This is a genomic window from Leptotrichia sp. oral taxon 218 (assembly GCF_018128225.1).
GTDB lineage: Bacteria > Fusobacteriota > Fusobacteriia > Fusobacteriales > Leptotrichiaceae > Leptotrichia.
This window is the reverse complement of record NZ_CP072377.1, coordinates 692,640-710,630: the sequence shown is the minus strand read 5'-3', so window position 1 is coordinate 710,630 and position 17,991 is coordinate 692,640. Positions and strand designations below refer to the sequence as shown.

Sequence of the window (17,991 nt, the reverse complement as noted above, 5' to 3'; positions counted from 1 at the left end):
TTATTTTTCTATCAAACTGCTTCCATCCATTTCAGCAGGTTTTTCCAATCCTAAAAGTTCTAACATTGTAGGTGCAATATCAGCTAATTTTCCACCTTTTCTTAATTTAGCATCTTTCATGTCGTTTGAAATGAAGATGAATGGAACAGGGTTTACAGTGTGAGCTGTATGAGGTTCTCCTGTTTCTGGATTTACTAATAAATCAGCATTTCCGTGATCTGCAGTTATAAATAATGCTCCGTCCATTTCTAGCACTTTTCTTACAATTTGTCCTAAGCAATTATCCACAGCTTGACAAGCTTCAATTACTGCCTGTACATTTCCTGTATGTCCAACCATGTCAGGATTTGCAAAGTTTAAGATAACTGTGTCAACTTTTCCTGTATTTAATTCTTCGATTAATCTGTCTTTTACTTTGTAAGCGCTCATTTCTGGCTGCAAGTCATAAGTTGCAACTTTTGGTGAATCAGAAAGCAATCTGATTTCTCCTGGATAAGGTTCTTCTTTTCCACCGTTGAAGAAGAATGTAACATGTGCATATTTTTCAGTTTCTGCTGTTCTTACTTGAATTAATCCAGCTTTTGAAACAACTTCCCCAAAGCAGTTTACTATTTTTTCAGGTGGGAAAGCGATTGGCGAATCAAATGATGCATCATATTGAGCCATTGTAACAAAGTTTACTTTAGGATAAACTTTTCTGTCAAATCCTTTAAATTCTGAATCAATAAACATTCTTGTAAGCTGTCTTGCTCTATCTGGTCTGAAGTTTGCAAAAATTACTCCATCTCCATCTTTGATTAATCCATTGTCTTTTGAACCAATTTTAACAGGAACTACAAATTCATCAGTTACACCTTTTGCATAAGACGCTTTGATTGCTTCATCAGCAGTTGGGTAAACTTCTCCATCTCCGATAGTCAACGCATCGTAAGCTAATTTTTCTCTGTCCCAGTTGTTATCTCTGTCCATTCCATAATATCTTCCAATTACAGTTGCGATTTTTCCAACGCCAATTTTATCCAAGCCTTCTTGCAACTGAGCCAAATAATTTACTCCGCTTTCAGGCGCTGTATCCCTTCCATCTGTAATAGGGTGAACATAAACTTCTGTAAGTCCCTTTTTAGCTGCCATATCAACTAATCCAATAATATGGTCAATGTGACAGTGAACTCCACCATCAGATGCAAGTCCTAAGATATGAAGAGCTTTACCATTATTTTTAGTTGTGTCCATCACATTTGCTAAAACTTCGTTTTCTAAAATTGAACCATCGTTAATTGCTTTTGAAATTTTTGGAAGCATTTGGAAAACTGTTCTTCCTGCTCCAATATTCGTATGTCCAACTTCAGAGTTTCCAAATTGTCCGTCTGGAAGTCCAACATGTCCTCCATCAGCACGAAGTTCTGTAAAAGGATATTCTTTTTTATATCTCTCGAAATTTAATGGTTTTGCCATTTTTATTCCATTAACTTGATCGTCGTGGTGATTAATTCCCCAACCATCTAAAATTACTAAAACTACAGGTCTTTTTTTCATCTTATTGTCCTTTCAAATTAATATGTAAAATTTTCACTTACTACATTTATTATACTAATTTTTTCTTAAATTTTCAAGAAATTATATATTTTATTTTTATTATTTTCAAAAAATTTTTTTTAACAAAAAGATAACAAGAAGTCGCAGGCTTTCTATAAGTGGGAGTAGTTCACCTATGTATAACATCTGTTATTCTAATTTAATAAAAGTTTTTCTAGAAATTTTAGTTTATTTTTGATAAAATATGTATAAGCAAATTTATATTAAAAAAAATTTTAGAAAAAAAGAAAGGAGCGTATGTGGAAAATATTAAACTTTTCCCAAAAAAATATGTTAAAAAAATTATTATTTGCTGCTATTTTTGCAATTTCAATTATTGGATTTTCCGAAACTGACATTTCACAAATAGCAGCTGACTATCCTTATAAGGAAAGTGCTATAATATCAACTGTCCTTGGAACACCGACAGAACAATATTATAAATTTAAACACGCAAAAGGACCTAAAGTTAAAAGATTTAAGGCTACTAAGAAAATACCTGAAATTTTAAGACAATGGAGTACATATGATTATGGTGTCTGGGAACAAAAAGAAAAAGCACCGCTTATGATTATTATCTCAGGAACTGGATCGACTTATAACAGCGGGTTATCGCTTTATTTAGCCAACATATTTTATGATAAAGGTTATAATGTAATATCGTTTAGTTCACCAACAACCATGCCTTATATCGTATCTCAAGACAAAAATAAATATGCTGGATATATGAAAGATGAAACTGATAACATGTATGATTTGATTACACGAGCTATTTCTGAAGAAAAAAAAGATGGAATGAAAATTTCAAAAACTTATGTTTCAGGATATAGTTTAGGTGGATTTCAATCGCTTTTGCTACAAGAATTGGATGCTGAAAAGAAAAAAATTGGAATAGAAAAATCTCTACTTTTAAATTCTCCAATAAGTATTCTTACATCGACTAAAAAATTGGACAATTATTTAGTAAAAAATGGGATTTTTGATGTAAAAAGTTTGGAAAAATATTTAGATAATATTTTTTCGAAAATTGTAAATGACGATTCCATCAAATTAAATGAATTTTCTTCTACAGATATTTCTGCATCACTTGGAAAATTTAATCTTGGAGAAAAAGATTTTGAAATATTGACTGGACTTTTATTTAGATTTTATTCGGCAAACATGACTTTCGCAGGAGAAGTTTTCAGCGGAAATAACGCTTATGGACGACTTTCAGATAAAAAGCATTATAAAAGATTTGACTCTGTAACAAAAGAATTTCAAGAAGGTTTTTCTGTTTCATTTGAAGAATATGCGACAGAAATTTTATATCCTTATTTAAAGAAATATAAACATCCTGATTTGACGCTGAATCAATTTTTAGCTGACTTTGATTTGAAAAATCATAAAGATTTTATAGAAAAAAATAATAAAAATATTGTCTTTATCACTTCAGAAAATGATATTTTGCTTTCTAAAAAAGATTTAGATTTTATAAAAAATACTTTTTCAAATAAAGTTTTAGTACCATTTGGAGGACATACAGGACTTCTTTGGCACAACGACATGGCAAACTTGATGGTAGAAAAATTGGAGGAAGAGTAAAATGACAAAATTTAATAAAAATAAATTATTAATACTTGGTGCCGTTATTTCAGCTTGTGCGATTACTTATGCGGATAACGACGAATTTTATCCAGAAATTAAAAATACCGATACGGTTAGTTATTTAGATGAGTCAGAAAAAGAAGCAAATGATAATATTTATATTGAATTTGTAGATGAAAAAGATGAGCTTCCAGCTAAAAACAATGTAGAAAAATTTAAAATGACAAATTTAAAAAAGAAAAATAAAAAAATTGATAACAATAAATATATTGCTTTTGAGCAGGATAGTTACGGAGATTTGGCAAATAATATCGAAGGACTTGACGATGAATACATCGTTTCTAGCAAAGTTCTTGATTTAACTGGAATGGGAGGCACATTAAATGACCCGCTTGAGCCATTTAACCGAAGAATGTATGCTTTTAACACTCAATTTGACAGAAAAATTGCTTATCCAGCGTCACGAATTTACGGAGCAGTTGTTCCAAAACCTGTAAGGACAGGGATTTCAAACTTTTTCGGAAACTTTAAGGAAATTCCAACTTTTGTAAATTCAATGCTGCAGCTAAAACCTGGAAAAGCTATAAATGCACTTGGAAGATTTGCTGTAAATTCGACTGTTGGAGTTTTAGGAGTGACTGATGTGGCAACTAAAATGGGATTAAAAAAAGACTATGAAACAATGGGGGAAACATTCGGACATTATGGTGCTAGAAGTGGAGCTTACTTAATTTTACCACTTGCTGGTCCAAGTAATGTTAGAGATGCCATTGGAAGTGGAATTGACGGTGCGATTGAAGGTGCAGCCAGAGGCGTTGTCGAAGATAAACTTTTTTTTGACACAGGTATTTTTGACAAAACTGCATATGGATTTACAAGACCTGTAGTTACAGGACTTAACTTGCGTTCATTAATAAATTTAAAATATGGAGATTTAAATTCACCATTTGAATATGATTTTGTAAAAATACTTTATCAGAATTATAGAAAAGTTCAAATAAAAAAATAAATAAATAAATAAATTTAATTTAAAAAACATAATAAATTAAAAATTAAATAAATAAATAAAATAAAATAAATAAAGAGGAGAAAAAAATGAGTTATATAAAAGATTGCGATATTGAAGTTTATAACGCTATACAAGCGGAAGAAAAAAGACAAGAAGAAGGAATTGAACTAATTGCCTCAGAAAATTTTGTCTCAAAAGCTGTGATGGAAGCTGCTGGATCAGTTTTTACTAATAAATATGCGGAAGGTTATCCTGGAAAAAGATATTATGGAGGTTGTGTGAATGTTGATACCGTTGAAACTTTGGCAATTGAAAGATTGAAAAAAATCTTTGGTGCAAAATTTGCAAATGTTCAGCCACATTCAGGATCTCAAGCTAATATGGGAGTTTATGTTGGACTTTTAAATGCCGGAGATAAAATTTTAGGAATGGGGCTTAGTTCAGGTGGACATTTGACTCACGGATATAAAATTAACTTTTCTGGAAAAAATTACATTGGACTTGAATATGGTCTAGATCCTGAAACTGAATTAATTGATTATGACAAAGTGCGTGAAATTGCACTAAAAGAAAGACCTAGAATAATTGTGGCAGGTGCAAGTGCTTATTCAAGAATTATTGATTTTAAAAAATTTAGAGAAATTGCTGATGAAGTTGGCGCTTATCTTATGGTCGACATGGCTCATATTGCAGGATTAGTTGCAGCTGGAGTTCATCCAAATCCAATGGAATATGCTGATGTTGTAACTTCTACAACTCACAAGACTTTAAAAGGACCTCGTGGTGGAATCATTTTGACAAATGATGAAGAAATCGCAAAAAAAGTTGATAAGACAATTTTCCCTGGAATTCAAGGTGGACCTCTTGCACACATTATTGCAGCAAAAGCTGTAGCTTTTAAAGAAGCGCTAACTCCTGAATTCAAAGAATATCAAATTCAAGTAGCTAAAAATGCTAAGGTATTAGCTGAAGAGCTTACAAAAGGTGGACTTAGAATTGTAAGTGGCGGAACTGACAATCACTTGATGCTAGTTGATTTAAGACCGATGAAAGTTACTGGAAAATTGGCAGAAGGAAAATTGGAAAAAGCTGGAATAACTTGTAACAAAAACGCTATTCCAAATGACCCTGAAAAACCTTTTATTACAAGTGGAGTAAGACTTGGAACTCCAGCGATTACCGCTCGTGGATTTAAAGAAGAAGAAACTAAACTTGTTGCAAAATTCATTTTAGAAGTTCTAAATAACATTGATGATGATAAAGTTATAGAAGAAGTTAAAAAACAAGTTTTGGAATTGACTAAAAAATTTCCACTTTACAAAAATAAATAAAAAATCTAAAAGGAGAAAAAAATCAAGTTGAGAAATAATAACAGAAAAAACGATGAAATGCGTGAAGTTAAAGTTACAAAAAACTACATTATGCACCCTGAAGGTTCGGTTTTAATTGAATTTGGAAATACAAAAGTCATCTGCAATGCAACAATTGAAGAAAAAATACCAAGATGGCTAAAAATGGACAATTCTTCCAAAGGAATTCACTCTGGCTGGATTGCAGCTGAATACAGTATGCTTCCTCGTGCGACAAACACTCGTGTTCAAAGGGAGTCTATAAAAGGAAAAATTTCAGGTAGAACAATGGAAATCCAAAGGCTTATCGGAAGATCACTTAGAGCTGCAATTGATCTTGAAAAATTGGGAGAGAGAACGATTATGGTCGACTGCGATGTAATTCAAGCGGACGGCGGTACAAGAACTGCTTCAATCACAGGAGCTTATCTTGCTGTAGAACTTGCAATTGAAAAATTAATTGATGAAAATAAATTGAAAGAAATTCCGATAAAATCAAAAGTTGCCGCAATAAGCGTAGGAAAAGTTCGAAATGAGTTAGTTTTAGACTTGGATTACGATGAAGATTCAGCTGCGGATGTCGATATGAACATTGTCATGACCGATAAAGGTGAATTTGTAGAAATTCAAGGAACTGGTGAAGAAGCTACTTTTACTCAAAATGAACTTCTAAAATTCATTGAATTATCTAAAAAGGCTTTTGACAAATTATTTGCTTTATAAAAATTTTTACCCACTTTTTTAAGTGGGTTAAATTTTATACTTTCATAAATTTATACGAAATTATATAAAATTATATAAAATTAAAATATAAAAATTAAAGAATAAAATAAAATAAAATAAAATAAAGAAAAAAAGATAAAAATTAAAGAAAATAAAATAAAAATAAATAAATAAATAAAAATAAAATAACAAAAGAAAAGAAAAGAAAGGAAAGGAAAGGAAAAAAAATGAAAATTAATGAAAATGATAAATTATTTCAGAAATATATGGAAAAAATAAATGCTGGTGATACAAGTGCCATGAATGAAATTGGACTAATTTTTCAAAACAGTAAAGACAACGAAAATGCTAAAAAATGGTATTTACGAGCAATTGAAAAAAATGACTTTTCATATTCCAATAATTTAGGTTATCTTTACGCTGGAGAAAAAGATTATAAAAATGCTAAAAAATATTATTTACTTGCGATAAAACATGATGATTTCAACGCTTTAACTAATCTTGCCATTCTTCTTCAAGATTTTGGAGAAATAAAAGAAGCTGAAAAGTTTTACTTAAAAGCTGTAGAAAAAAATTGTGAGAATGCCAAAAAAAATCTTTTAATTTTTTACAACGAAACAAAACAGATTGAAAAAGAAAAAAATTTATATTCTAAAATGGCTTGGAATGGCGATAAAAACGCAATGAATCACTTGGGAATGATTTATGCAAATGAAGGAAATTATCATGAATCTAAAGAATGGTTCTCGAAGGCAGCAGCTCTGGGAGATGAACACGCTAAAAAAAATCTTAAAATTTTGAAAGATAATAAACATAAATTTTTAAAAAAATAAATTAATTTTACTTTAAAATATTTTAAGTTCTTGATTTTTTTTAAATATTTTGATAAAATATATTTCGATGTTTGGGAAAATCCATCGTTAAAAAAAACCTTTTGTAAACACATATTTTCAAAAGGATATGTGTTTTTTTATTTGTAAAAATTTTTAAGGAGGAAATGAATGCTTAATTTTTTAAATCACCTGCAATTTGGGGTAAATGAATTATTGTGGCTAGGATATTTAATATTAAATTTTTCAGCAGTTGCACTGGCTTACAGATTTTGGGGAAAAGGAGGACTGCTATCGGTTGTACCGTTGTCAATCGTTCTAGCTAACATTCAAGTTGGGAAAATGATGACTTTGTTTGGTTTTGATGGAATTACAATGGGAAATATTGCTTATGGAGGAATTTATTTGGCATCTGATATTTTGACAGAAAATGAAGGGAAGCATTATTCAAGAAAAGTAGTTTCGCTAGGTTTTGCTGCGATGTTATTTACGACATTTATAATGCAAATTGTGCTAAAAGTAAAAGTTTCGCCTGATGATACAATGCAAGGTGCTTTATCAGCAGTATTTGGATTCATGCCAAGACTTGCAATTTCAAGTGTGTGTGGATTTGCGGTTTCTCAGTCATTTGATATTTGGTCTTATCAATTTATTAGAAAATTTAGACCATCTTATAGAGATATTTGGATTAGAAACAATGCGAGTACAATGATAAGTCAAATTTTAGATAATATTGTATTTTCATTTTTGGCATTTACAGGAGTTTATCCATTTAAAACAGTAATCGGAATCATATTTTCAACATATTTATTAAAAATCGTAATTTCACTGCTTGACACACCTTTTGTGTATATTGCGACTTTATGGAAAAAACAAGGTAAAATAAGTGATTAATATTAGATTTGTTGTAAATTATTTTAAAATTAAATAAATAAGATGAAAAAATAAAAAAGGTATAAATTATAACATGGAAAGATATAGTGTAATAAAAGAGAAAAATCCTCGTGAAATCGTATTATTAAAAGGGTTTAGCTGTGCTTATGGGAAGTGCGCTTTTTGTAATTACATTTTGGATAATACGAATGACGAAGAAGAGATGAAAAAAGTAAATTTTGAGGCTTTGAGCAGAGTTACTGGTGAATATGGAGTTCTTGAAGTTATAAACTCTGGGTCGGTGTTTGAGCTAAATGGTGCGACATTAGAGAAGATAAGAGAAGTTTGTAAAGAGAAAAACATAAAAATACTTTATTTTGAAGCGTATTTTGGGTACTTAAATAGATTGAATGAAATTAGAGAATATTTTTCTGAACAAGAAGTAAGATTTGCATTCGGATTGGAAACTTTTGACAATAATTATAGAGCTAAGGTTTTGAAGAAAAATTTTATTTTAAATGAAAGAGTTTTGGAAAAATTAAAAAGCGAATATCAAATGTGCTTATTAATGATTTGTACAAAAGGACAGACGAAAGAACAGATTTTAAGCGATATTGAGCAGGGAATGGAAAATTTCAAGGAGCTAGTTGTAAGTGTATTTGTAAATAATGGTACAGAAATTGAAAGAGATGAAGAGCTTGTAGCTTGGTTTTTGACGGAAATTTATCAAAAATATAAAAATGTTCCGAATATTGAGATTTTAGTTGATAATAAAGATTTTGGAGTGTATGTTCAATAAAATTCTTTGATTATCAAATAATTTTTGGTTGACAATTAGTATAACATGTGTTATATTAAACAAACGATAGTATAAGTTACAATTTTAAAATTGATTTTATTTATTATTTTGTAATAAATTTGATGATTTTAGAATAAATAATTGTAAAAATATTAAAAATAAAAACTTATATTAAAAATGAAAAATTATAGGAAATTAAGGAGAAAAATGAGATTAAAAATAATATTAGCAGCTTTTTTAAGTGCTTTGGCATTGAATGCAGTAAGTATGGACTATTTATCAAATAATTCGGCTTCATATTTTCAAAATCCATCGCAAACTGGAAAAATAACTGTAGAAGGAGTATTTTACAATCCAGCGGGAACGGCATTTTTGGAAGATGGAAAATATTTTAATGTAAATATGCAAAATTCTATGATTCAAGAATCAATGACATTGAATGGGAAAAAGATGGCTTCAAATAGATATGCTGGAGCACCGTCGTTTAACTATGTTCAAAAGAAGGGAAGTAATTCTATTTTTGCTAATGCAAGTGTTGTTGCGGGAGGAGCTACTTTGAAATATGATGAAGGAGTGGCTGGAATAAATTTGGCAGCAGAAACATTTGACAATATGACTCGCGGATTATTAGGAGCAAAAGTTACTAGAAACCAATTTAGTGGACAAAATAGATATTATCAATTAATGCTTGGAGGAGCGCATCAATTGACTGATAAATTATCAATCGGTGGAGGACTAAAATATGTTCACGCCATGAGAAAATTAAATGGATACGCTTCTTTCGGATATAATCCATTTGTTGGTGCAAGAGTTGGTTTGAAAGGAAATGAATTGTATTTAGATTCTAGAAGAAGAGCAGACGGTGTTGGAGCGGTATTAGGTTTAGATTATAAAGCGACTGAGACATTGAATTTTGCTGTAAAATATGAAACGCCTGTAAAATTGAAATTCAAGACAAAAGCTACAGAAAGTACAGATATGACTTTAGCTGGGAGAAAAATTGGATTATCAGATTTTTATCCTAAATATGCAAATGGTGTAAATTCAAGAAGAGATTTACCAGGAGTATTGTCGTTAGGAGTTTCTAAAGATATTAATGACTGGACTGTTTCAGGAGGATATATTCATTACTTCAATAAAGCAGCAAATATGGATGGAATAGACTATAGAGACGGACATGAAGTGAACTTTGGAGTTGACTACAGATTTTCGCCAAAATGGACTTGGCACGCAGGTTATAATTATGCTCACACAGGTGCTCCAAAACAATCGTACAACGATACTGAATATGCTATAAATGCACAAATTTATACGACAGGATTGACATTTAAGCCGACAGAAAATCATGAATGGAAATTCGGTGTTGGATATGTTAAATATAATTCAGAAAATGGAGAGCCAGAAATAACTCATGGAATAAAATTGGATAAATCGAAAGTTAAATATGATAAAGAAGTTGGAGTATTTTCTTTAGGTTATACTTATAAATTTTAAAATTTGAAATTTTATAAAAATAGGGAAATATTGTTTTAAGGGAGTGGAATTTATGCTCCCTATTTTGAATATTTATTAAAAAAAAATATATATATCATCTCGCTCCATTGCTATATTTGAAAATGTAAACTTTTTTGTGTAAATAAACTGGAGAATCCTTATATTATTGAATTTGTATATACATTTATACAAAATTATGGACACTTTTAAAATGTTCCCCAATATACTTTTTCTCTTTAGGAAGCATAGACTCTGAAAAAGTTCCACTTTGAATACTATTTCTTATCTCAATAACTTCCTCTGTTATATCCGTTATATTTACAATCCACTCATTTACATATTTTTTCACAATTTCTCCCTTTATACCTAACTGTATCGCTCTTCTTCCTATTGGATTGCCGTAAATATCCCTGTCCGGATCCCATTGACATCTTACTTCTGAATTTTCCAATTTTTCTTTCCATTCTTCCTTAGATAAATCAGAAACTTCCCTAAAAGATGAAAGTACAGCATTTTTCACTATTTCATCAAATCCTTCCCTTTTCAGGTCAATTGCCAGTATTCTTTCCTGTCCTTGCTTAGTAGCCCAGCCACTTCTGTACATCATCTATAATAGTTGGATTTAATCTGAACATTTTATTTATTAATTTTGAAAGTATTTATAAAGTATAAAAGTACTAAAAAGGTACTAAAATTTAAAAAGAGACATATTTCAGCCTCTTTTGTTTTATTTTTCTCATTTCTTCTTTTTTCACAAGACTATTATACAACATGTTTTATATTTTACCAATAACTTTTTTATAAAATATAGACAAGATATTTTAATGATGTAAGAGATTTAAAATTTTCGTATTTTTTTACCACCTTATAAAAAATATTGTGACTTTTTCATTCAAAAAAAGATAGCCATTTCTGGCTATCCTTCATTTGTTATTTCTGCTATTATCTTGTGCATATTCTTTTTAGTCTTATCCATAACAGCACTCACTCTTCTTATCGCTATTCTATAATCCATAAGCTCCTGTGCCTCTTTTAAGTTTGACAATATTGATATTATTCCATCTTTTGACTTCTCAAGCTCTACAATAAACTGCTTATTAATTTCTGAAAACGTGTCGAATTCCATTAAATTATGATATTCTTTCTGAAATTTTAATATTTTATCATCATAAAGATTATCCATTTCATTTTCTATAGAATCCCAATTTTTATCAATACTGTTTGTATTAATTACATCTATTGCTTCATTCTTTATACAAAGACACATTTGACTTCCTTTAGTATTAAGCATTATCCCAAGTGCCTCTCCTGTTATTTTTTCCGTTCTTAATCTACTTTCTAACCTGTTAAGAACTTCAATAAGTTTTTCATTCCCTGCTATAAGAACTGCCCGCCCTGCTTCAGCATGTTGTAATTCACTGATTATTTTTTCATAGCTGTTTTTAATATCGTTTATTACCAAGTCAAAAATTTTCTTCACAAAATATAAAAATATTCCACATATAACCACTAAAGCACCTAAATCACTAATTTCTTTAAAATACATTCCTGTTCTCCTATGCTGTTATAATATGTTTTTATTTCCTGCTTTTTCCTCATCAAAAATTTGTTGCAGTATAACTTTTAAATCAAATGTCTTTCTAGCTTCCTTTAAAACTTCTGTTAGAACTTCTTCACCAATCTCTTCTGCGAAGTCAGGAATCCATTTTCTATCAATTGATTTTTCTTTTTCCAACAGATCTTCTAACTTATCCCAAAAACCTTCATACACCTGCTTAAACTTTTCTGCTCCAACTTTTCCTTTTGCAACTATTTCTGTTTTATAGATTAAAGTCTTTCCCAATTCTAAAATTTTACCTGTTAAATATATTTTTGCTGCTAATTTATCCATTTTATCATCTCCTATTTTATTCTTTTTCTTAAAATCAATTCTAAGCCACCTAGCAAGCCCTACAGTCAATTTTAACTCACTAGGCAACCTTTTATTCTCATACGGCTTGTAATAAAGTCATTTTTTAATTGTTTTTCCAATAATTCTTTACTGCCGCTACATAATATTTTGCAAGCTCCTTTTTGGTTGCTTCCAATTTTTCCATGTCTTCTGAATTTGTTATAAATCCGCTTTCAACTATGACACAAGGCGTTGAAGTTTTTCTCAAAAGAGTTGCCCCTCTGTCTTCGTAATTACGAGGCAAGATTTTTCTATCTTTCAAATGCGTTGCTTTAATATTAGCTTCCTGTAAAAATTCCGCAAGTTCCTTACTCCTTTTTGAGTTGTGCCAATATAACATTTCAGCACCTGAAGCTGTTTTATCAGCTGCATTTAAATGAAATGATAGTGTCACATCTCCTTTATTTGCAAGTCCATTTATCTTTTGTGGCAAAGTAGAATAGTATTCTTGATAAACTACAACATACTCTACACCTTGATTTTCACATTCTTTTTTTACATAGTTTTCCACAAAATCCTTATTCCAAGCGTGTTCCTCAAAACCATTTCCACACGCTCCTGGATCTCTTTTCACTCCACCATGTCCTACATTCAATATTACTTTCATTTATATCATCTCCTTTAAATATTTTTCTTTTCTATCAACACGATTCAACCATCCAGTCAAAAAATCTTGTTGTGTTTTATCCTTACTTACTAAATATTTATAAAAATTTCTTTGCATTTCATGATATTCTTTCAAAAAAGTTTCAGGATTTATTTTATTAATAGCTTCAACTGTCTTGGGTCCAATTATTCCATCTACAGTTAAATTTGAACCAAATTTATTTGCTACAATCTGAGCTTTCTTCTTTCCTGTTTTTCCACTATTTACAATCCAGTCAAAAATTGAAAGAGCTATTTTATCACTTACTATTTTGTCAAGATGATTCCCCTTGTAGTATATTTTTTCATAAATCTTTTCAGCATCTGATTTTTTAAATTTCCTCATATCTCCTATATACCCTAGATATGTTTTAGCATCTTCGTGTGTTATTCCAAAATTTGTTGCTCCGCCTTTATCGTTTTTATCATTAGTATAACCGCCTTCAACTTTAAAAATATAATCTAAAAATTTGTTAAATCTGTCGTTCATCTATGCCACTTCCTTTTCTTTAATTAATTCCATATCTTTTAAATATTTGTATAATTTGACTGGACTGAACTGATAGCCAACCCTGTCCTTTAACGATTTCAATTTATATGTCAAGGTGAACTGTAAAGCATAATCTATTGCATTTAAACAAAACTCACTGCAAAAATATCTATCGTCATCTTGTACCTTATTAGCATAAAAAAACTGTCCTAAAATTCCTAGATAGTCGTATCCTTTGCCTTGTGCTGTTTTAAAAAACTCAATAATATCTTTCGCATCAATATTACTATCTAACTCATAAATATCCATATTTTTCAAATATTTAAATTTTTGTGTTCTTACTCCTCCAGGATTAGATAAAAATACTTGATTATTGTAAATAAATTCGGCGTGTGAATATCTTCCAAGTGTCCACAATGCTATTAAATGTCCCACAAGATGTTTAGGTTTGTGAAAACATATATATAGTTTGTCTTTTTCTAATTCCATAATTTCTCCCTCTACATATTTTTATATGCTTTTTCATACTCTTCTTTTGCATTGTATTTTTTTAATTCCTCGTCAGTTAGATTTTCCAAACGATGAGTCAAAAATGTTTCTGCAGCCATTGATTTAGTAGTCTGTTCTTGCATTATGTTCGCCATTTTCATCATGTCCTGTATAGTTAAATTTACATATTTCTCACTATTTTCCTTTGTATAAAATTTCCAATTTTCAAAAGTTGTTTTCTTCAATGCTTGGCACATTACGACAATTCTTGTTAAATTTGATTGATCTAAATCCCTATTGTTTTGCAAATATTTTTGTCCATCTATTTCAACTTCAAAAGGGTGTTCCGAATATTCTATTCTCAAGTCATAGAGTTTTTTTTTTAGTTCTTCTATTCTTTTTTCTCTATTAAACACAACTTTACCATTTTCTATTTTTTCATATGTTTGTAATTCAACTAATTTTCCATCAACAAAATGCTGATATGGATTTATAAAAATGTCATCACTTTCGATTTCTTCGACAACGTCTCCAACCATTGTCGGTGCCAACATTGATATATCTTTATTTTTACTTAAAACTAATCTTGTATCTTTGTTATACATCACTTTTAATGTGCCTGCTTTAAAATCTTTTTGTTCTTCGTACCAATTTTTATTGTTTGCATCATAAATATCAATATATTTTTGTCCTGTTTCAGTTTCTTTTATTTCTATTCTGTCTACTATAAATTTTTTCATTTTTAATTCCTTTCTATGCAAAATATGCGTTAACCCAATTTCCATTTCTGTAAAATTGCAAAGCTCTTATTTGTAAATAATCTCCTCCACCAACATCGTGACCGTCGTGATTAATTAAACCAGTCACAACATATCCATTTATTTCGCCTGCATTATTTGCACTACCTAAATCCCTTACTGCATAACCAGCTAATCTAATTTCTCTGATGTAATTAACCCATTTGTCATTATTATCTCCATTTCTCAAATTATACAAATCTTGTGTCCTATTCCAAGCATCATCAGCTCTTCCACGTGCCGCATTTACATTTCCATCTATCGCATTCATACGATTATCTCGTGCAGCCATATCGTGATTATCCATAATTTCATTCCAATTACCACCGTTTCTATTCAGTACTTTGTAATATGCACGACCACCATTTAGATGATAACATCCAACATAATTTCCAGCTTCATCAAACATATAATGATGCCTTGCACTCCATAAATCAACTCCATTGCTTCTTACAAACTCTGTTGTATTATCTTTCACTCTATATCCTTTCGAGAACGGTACATACGGTGTTAAATCAGGCTTAGGTGACACTTGTTTAATTGTTTGATAATCAATTAGTCCAAAGGTATTTTCCGTTGCCGGTTTCAACAATTTACTTAAATATTTTACTAATGATTTTGCTGTCAGTATTTCATCGTTATTAAGAGTTTTTATAAAATCTGAAATCTGTGATTGTAAATTCTTTGCAACCATATTTTGCAATTCATTTGACTGATTTTCAACAGTATCTAGTGAATGTATTCGAGCTATTCCTTCTTTCGTTTCCGTTGCTACATCTGTATATTTCACTCTCTTAATTAATTCGTCATCTATTATTTTATTGTCTTCAACAAAATCAATTCTTTTAGGATATTCACTCCCTATCCATTGATTAAGTCCTAAACTTGTTTTTTTCTGTGCTGGCATTTTTTACCTCCTACTCCTTATATTTTTCTCTATCATCCCAATTTAAATTTAAACTATCCCAAGCATCCCATGTCTTGTTATATCTGTCAAATTCATCCCAAGTCATGTAGCTGTAAACTATTTTGTAGCCCAGATGGGCAGGCTTATTCAGTTCTATAAAATTGATAAAATTATTTAAATTGGGTGGTATTCCATAAATACTTGTAAATCTTATAATAAAATAGTATTCGTTAAATACTTCTGTTACTTCAATTTCCCCATTTGTAAATATTCTAGCCTGTTCTTTTAAGTTATCGAGAGAAAATATTCTTTTAGATAACAGACGGAACAAAATTCTCTCTCTTCTGTCCTGTAAATTCAACCTTGAATCTGCTTCCAGATTCATAAATTTTTCATATTTCAGAATCTGTTCTTCGTTAAAAAAGTTTAAAAAAATAAACTCCTTGTATTTCTCAATATCATTTTTTATTTTTTGAGCCTCTATTATTAAACTTTTTATTAAATCAACTTGTAAGCTATTTCTTGCAACTTTGGAAATTACTTTTATTTTACTGTTCATTGATAACAACCCCAGTCACTATTAATATTTCATTGCTATCTACAGTTATGTTTCTGCTGTCATTGTTTATCAGGACTTTGCAGTCTTCAACTCCATTAATAGATAAAACTATTTTTTCAATTCTGTTAATTGATAAAATTTCCTTACTGTTTAAAGTGTATAGCGCCGAATTATCTTTTATCATCTGCTTTATTTTTGAACTAATTAGATCCGATACGGTATTTAACTTTATTCCTGAACTTAAAATAACGCTTACAGATATAGCAATATTCTTACTGTCGAAACTTGTTACTGTAACATTGGCTCCGATTGGTCTACCGTCAATCTGCTCTATCCTTCTTTTTACCTTCTGTATCAGCTCATTATCAGCTAATGTATTATTGTAATTCGAGATTCTAACTCTTACTGTTCCGTTTCCATTCCATAGTGGTTCAACTAACACTTTACCGACTCCGTCTATTTCTTTTGCCCATTTCTCATAATCATAAATATTTCCACTATGTGCTGGTTTTAATATTCTTTCCTTCGCTCTAGATATTAAACTGTCATTAGGTTCCTCTTCATAACCGTTTGTAAAAGCTTTTTCATTAGTCACTGTAAAGATGTCGGCGTTAGCTATTTCAAAATTTACTATCTCACCTATAGCACAGTTCCCAACCTCTCCTGTTTGCAAGCACTCCACTTCCGCAACTGCTTTTCCGTTAAAAGCTATAGTCGTATCATAAAGCAGCTTGTATTTTGTGCTGTCCGTTTTTAATACTATTGATCCTGCAGATATTGTAGTATCAGCTTTCCCAGTTATTAATATTTCTCCTCTTGCTTTGGTTCCCTGCTTTCTCGTCACTCCGAAAAGCATCGCATGATAATCTATAAATTCATCTTCTGTTGCGGTATCAATAAAAGTTTGCTTAACCCAAAATTCTAGCAATTTATATATTGCTTCAGCTTCTATTCCGTAAGCACTTGCAATGTCAAAATTAAATGTTCCTTCTATTTTAGAAAAATTATTTTCCAAATTAGATAAAAACTTATTCCTTGCTTCTATTTTATTCACTGTATAACACCTCACTTTCTCCATAAACGGTAGAAACATTAAAAGAGACTTTTAAATTATTATCATCATTGTTGTAGTTTAATTCAAAATTATAGCAGTCCAAAATATACGGATTAACTAATAAACAATCTTTAATTTCCGAAATAATTAAAGCATTTTTTATACTTTCCTGATAAACCGTACCAATATGTACATCTAAATCATTTCCATAACTATCCGAATGTATTTCGTAAAAATTTCTTTTAGTTTTAAGTGCCTTAAATATCCATACTTTGAGTGCTTCATTTCCATTTAATTCAACAAGTCTATCGCCGTTTTTCAATGGCTCTAATGTATCTAAATTAATTGCATACTCTGTAAAAGGGGGTAATTCTTTTTTTTCTTTTTCTGTATTTTGACTCAAAAATAATTCTTCAAAATCCATATTTACACTCCTTCTATTGCACCACTTGGCATTTTCACTATTTTACTAACTACCACATAATTTATACCAAGCACTAAGACTAGAACTTCATCTCCAACTTTTAAAGTGTCTTCAAACCATATATCTTTACTACTTTTATAAGTTCCAGAACCTTTAATTGTCGAATGGTCATGGGTGTGTGAAGCGGGTCCATTTCCTATCGCTGTTTGAGTTGTAGCATTAATAGTTATTTCATCAATAACACCGTCTATTTTATAAGTTCTGTGATAATGCGGTAATAAGAAATTAGAGCAGTAAATCTGCTCTGAAGGTATTTCCACATTATCAAATTTTATTTTTAATTCAGGCGGTGGACTAGTTACACTAGCTCTTATAAAATTGTTGGATTGCTGTTGCACTCCGTTATCAATCATATCGTTAAGTATTTCAAACATGC

General features: G+C 30.3%; 21 protein-coding genes. 8 read left to right on the top strand and 13 right to left on the bottom strand.

Annotation, left to right across the window (positions count from 1 at the left end):
* Nucleotides 1-1,536, bottom strand: a complete 1,536-nt coding sequence (gene gpmI, locus J5A73_RS03370) for a 2,3-bisphosphoglycerate-independent phosphoglycerate mutase (RefSeq protein WP_211616620.1) — start codon at nt 1,534-1,536, stop codon at nt 1-3.
* 330 nt (nt 1,537-1,866) lie between these two features.
* Between gpmI and J5A73_RS03365 the strand changes: the two genes are divergently transcribed.
* The 8 genes from J5A73_RS03365 (at nt 1,867) to J5A73_RS03330 (ending at nt 10,239) form a co-directional block, all read left to right on the top strand.
* Nucleotides 1,867-3,159, top strand: coding sequence for an alpha/beta hydrolase (locus J5A73_RS03365; protein ID WP_211616618.1), 1,293 nt, complete (start codon nt 1,867-1,869; stop codon nt 3,157-3,159).
* Between the two features lies 1 nt (nt 3,160).
* Nucleotides 3,161-4,171 (top strand): VacJ family lipoprotein, encoded by a 1,011-nt coding sequence (locus J5A73_RS03360; RefSeq protein WP_211616616.1) that lies wholly within the window; start codon nt 3,161-3,163, stop codon nt 4,169-4,171.
* Nucleotides 4,172-4,257: 86 nt separating this feature from the next.
* A complete protein-coding gene (gene glyA, locus J5A73_RS03355; protein ID WP_211616613.1) occupies nt 4,258-5,502 on the top strand; it encodes a serine hydroxymethyltransferase in 1,245 nt (414 codons plus the stop codon).
* Between the two features lie 27 nt (nt 5,503-5,529).
* A complete protein-coding gene (gene rph / locus J5A73_RS03350; protein ID WP_211616611.1) occupies nt 5,530-6,243 on the top strand; it encodes a ribonuclease PH in 714 nt (237 codons plus the stop codon).
* Nucleotides 6,244-6,470: 227 nt separating this feature from the next.
* Nucleotides 6,471-7,076 carry a tetratricopeptide repeat protein gene (locus tag J5A73_RS03345; protein ID WP_211616609.1) on the top strand — a complete coding sequence of 202 codons (606 nt, stop codon included), beginning with the start codon at nt 6,471-6,473 and terminating at the stop codon, nt 7,074-7,076.
* 168 nt (nt 7,077-7,244) lie between these two features.
* Entirely contained in the window at nt 7,245-7,967 is a 723-nt protein-coding gene (locus J5A73_RS03340; RefSeq protein WP_146961457.1) for a queuosine precursor transporter, read from the top strand.
* 73 nt (nt 7,968-8,040) lie between these two features.
* The gene (locus J5A73_RS03335) at nt 8,041-8,745 is read left to right on the top strand and encodes a radical SAM protein (RefSeq protein WP_211616607.1); all 705 of its coding nucleotides are present in this window, start codon (nt 8,041-8,043) and stop codon (nt 8,743-8,745) included.
* Between the two features lie 207 nt (nt 8,746-8,952).
* Nucleotides 8,953-10,239 carry an OmpP1/FadL family transporter gene (locus J5A73_RS03330; RefSeq protein ID WP_211616606.1) on the top strand — a complete coding sequence of 429 codons (1,287 nt, stop codon included), beginning with the start codon at nt 8,953-8,955 and terminating at the stop codon, nt 10,237-10,239.
* Between the two features lie 184 nt (nt 10,240-10,423).
* Here the strand turns inward: J5A73_RS03330 and J5A73_RS03325 are convergent, their stop codons facing one another.
* The 12 genes from J5A73_RS03325 to J5A73_RS03270 all read right to left on the bottom strand — a co-directional run bounded on the left by J5A73_RS03325 (nt 10,424) and on the right by J5A73_RS03270 (nt 17,989).
* Nucleotides 10,424-10,846, bottom strand: coding sequence for a DUF4291 family protein (locus J5A73_RS03325; protein WP_249069375.1), 423 nt, complete (start codon nt 10,844-10,846; stop codon nt 10,424-10,426).
* Between the two features lie 309 nt (nt 10,847-11,155).
* Complete coding sequence (locus J5A73_RS03320; RefSeq protein ID WP_211616604.1) at nt 11,156-11,785, bottom strand: hypothetical protein; 630 nt, start codon at nt 11,783-11,785, stop codon at nt 11,156-11,158.
* A gap of 18 nt (nt 11,786-11,803) precedes the next feature.
* Complete coding sequence (locus tag J5A73_RS03315) at nt 11,804-12,217, bottom strand: universal stress protein (RefSeq protein WP_249069374.1); 414 nt, start codon at nt 12,215-12,217, stop codon at nt 11,804-11,806.
* A gap of 37 nt (nt 12,218-12,254) precedes the next feature.
* Complete coding sequence (locus J5A73_RS03310) at nt 12,255-12,797, bottom strand: N-acetylmuramoyl-L-alanine amidase (protein WP_211616602.1); 543 nt, start codon at nt 12,795-12,797, stop codon at nt 12,255-12,257.
* Nucleotides 12,798-13,325, bottom strand: coding sequence for a glycoside hydrolase family 108 protein (locus tag J5A73_RS03305; RefSeq protein ID WP_211616600.1), 528 nt, complete (start codon nt 13,323-13,325; stop codon nt 12,798-12,800).
* On the bottom strand, nt 13,326-13,814 hold the full coding sequence (locus J5A73_RS03300; RefSeq protein WP_211616598.1) for a cytoplasmic protein: 489 nt from the start codon (nt 13,812-13,814) through the stop codon (nt 13,326-13,328).
* Nucleotides 13,815-13,825: 11 nt separating this feature from the next.
* Nucleotides 13,826-14,554: a hypothetical protein gene (locus J5A73_RS03295; protein WP_211616596.1), complete on the bottom strand. Its 729-nt coding sequence runs from the start codon at nt 14,552-14,554 to the stop codon at nt 13,826-13,828.
* 13 nt (nt 14,555-14,567) lie between these two features.
* On the bottom strand, nt 14,568-15,518 hold the full coding sequence (locus J5A73_RS03290; RefSeq protein WP_211616594.1) for a hypothetical protein: 951 nt from the start codon (nt 15,516-15,518) through the stop codon (nt 14,568-14,570).
* 10 nt (nt 15,519-15,528) lie between these two features.
* Nucleotides 15,529-16,077 carry a putative phage tail protein gene (locus J5A73_RS03285; protein WP_211616592.1) on the bottom strand — a complete coding sequence of 183 codons (549 nt, stop codon included), beginning with the start codon at nt 16,075-16,077 and terminating at the stop codon, nt 15,529-15,531.
* The gene (locus tag J5A73_RS03280; RefSeq protein WP_249069373.1) at nt 16,067-17,131 is read right to left on the bottom strand and encodes a baseplate J/gp47 family protein; all 1,065 of its coding nucleotides are present in this window, start codon (nt 17,129-17,131) and stop codon (nt 16,067-16,069) included. Before J5A73_RS03280 ends, J5A73_RS03285 begins: the two co-directional genes overlap by 11 nt.
* On the bottom strand, nt 17,124-17,555 hold the full coding sequence (locus J5A73_RS03275; protein WP_211616588.1) for a DUF2634 domain-containing protein: 432 nt from the start codon (nt 17,553-17,555) through the stop codon (nt 17,124-17,126). Before J5A73_RS03275 ends, J5A73_RS03280 begins: the two co-directional genes overlap by 8 nt.
* Nucleotides 17,556-17,557: 2 nt before the next feature.
* Nucleotides 17,558-17,989, bottom strand: a complete 432-nt coding sequence (locus J5A73_RS03270) for a DUF2577 family protein (protein ID WP_146965043.1) — start codon at nt 17,987-17,989, stop codon at nt 17,558-17,560.
* Nucleotides 17,990-17,991: the final 2 nt, after the last annotated feature.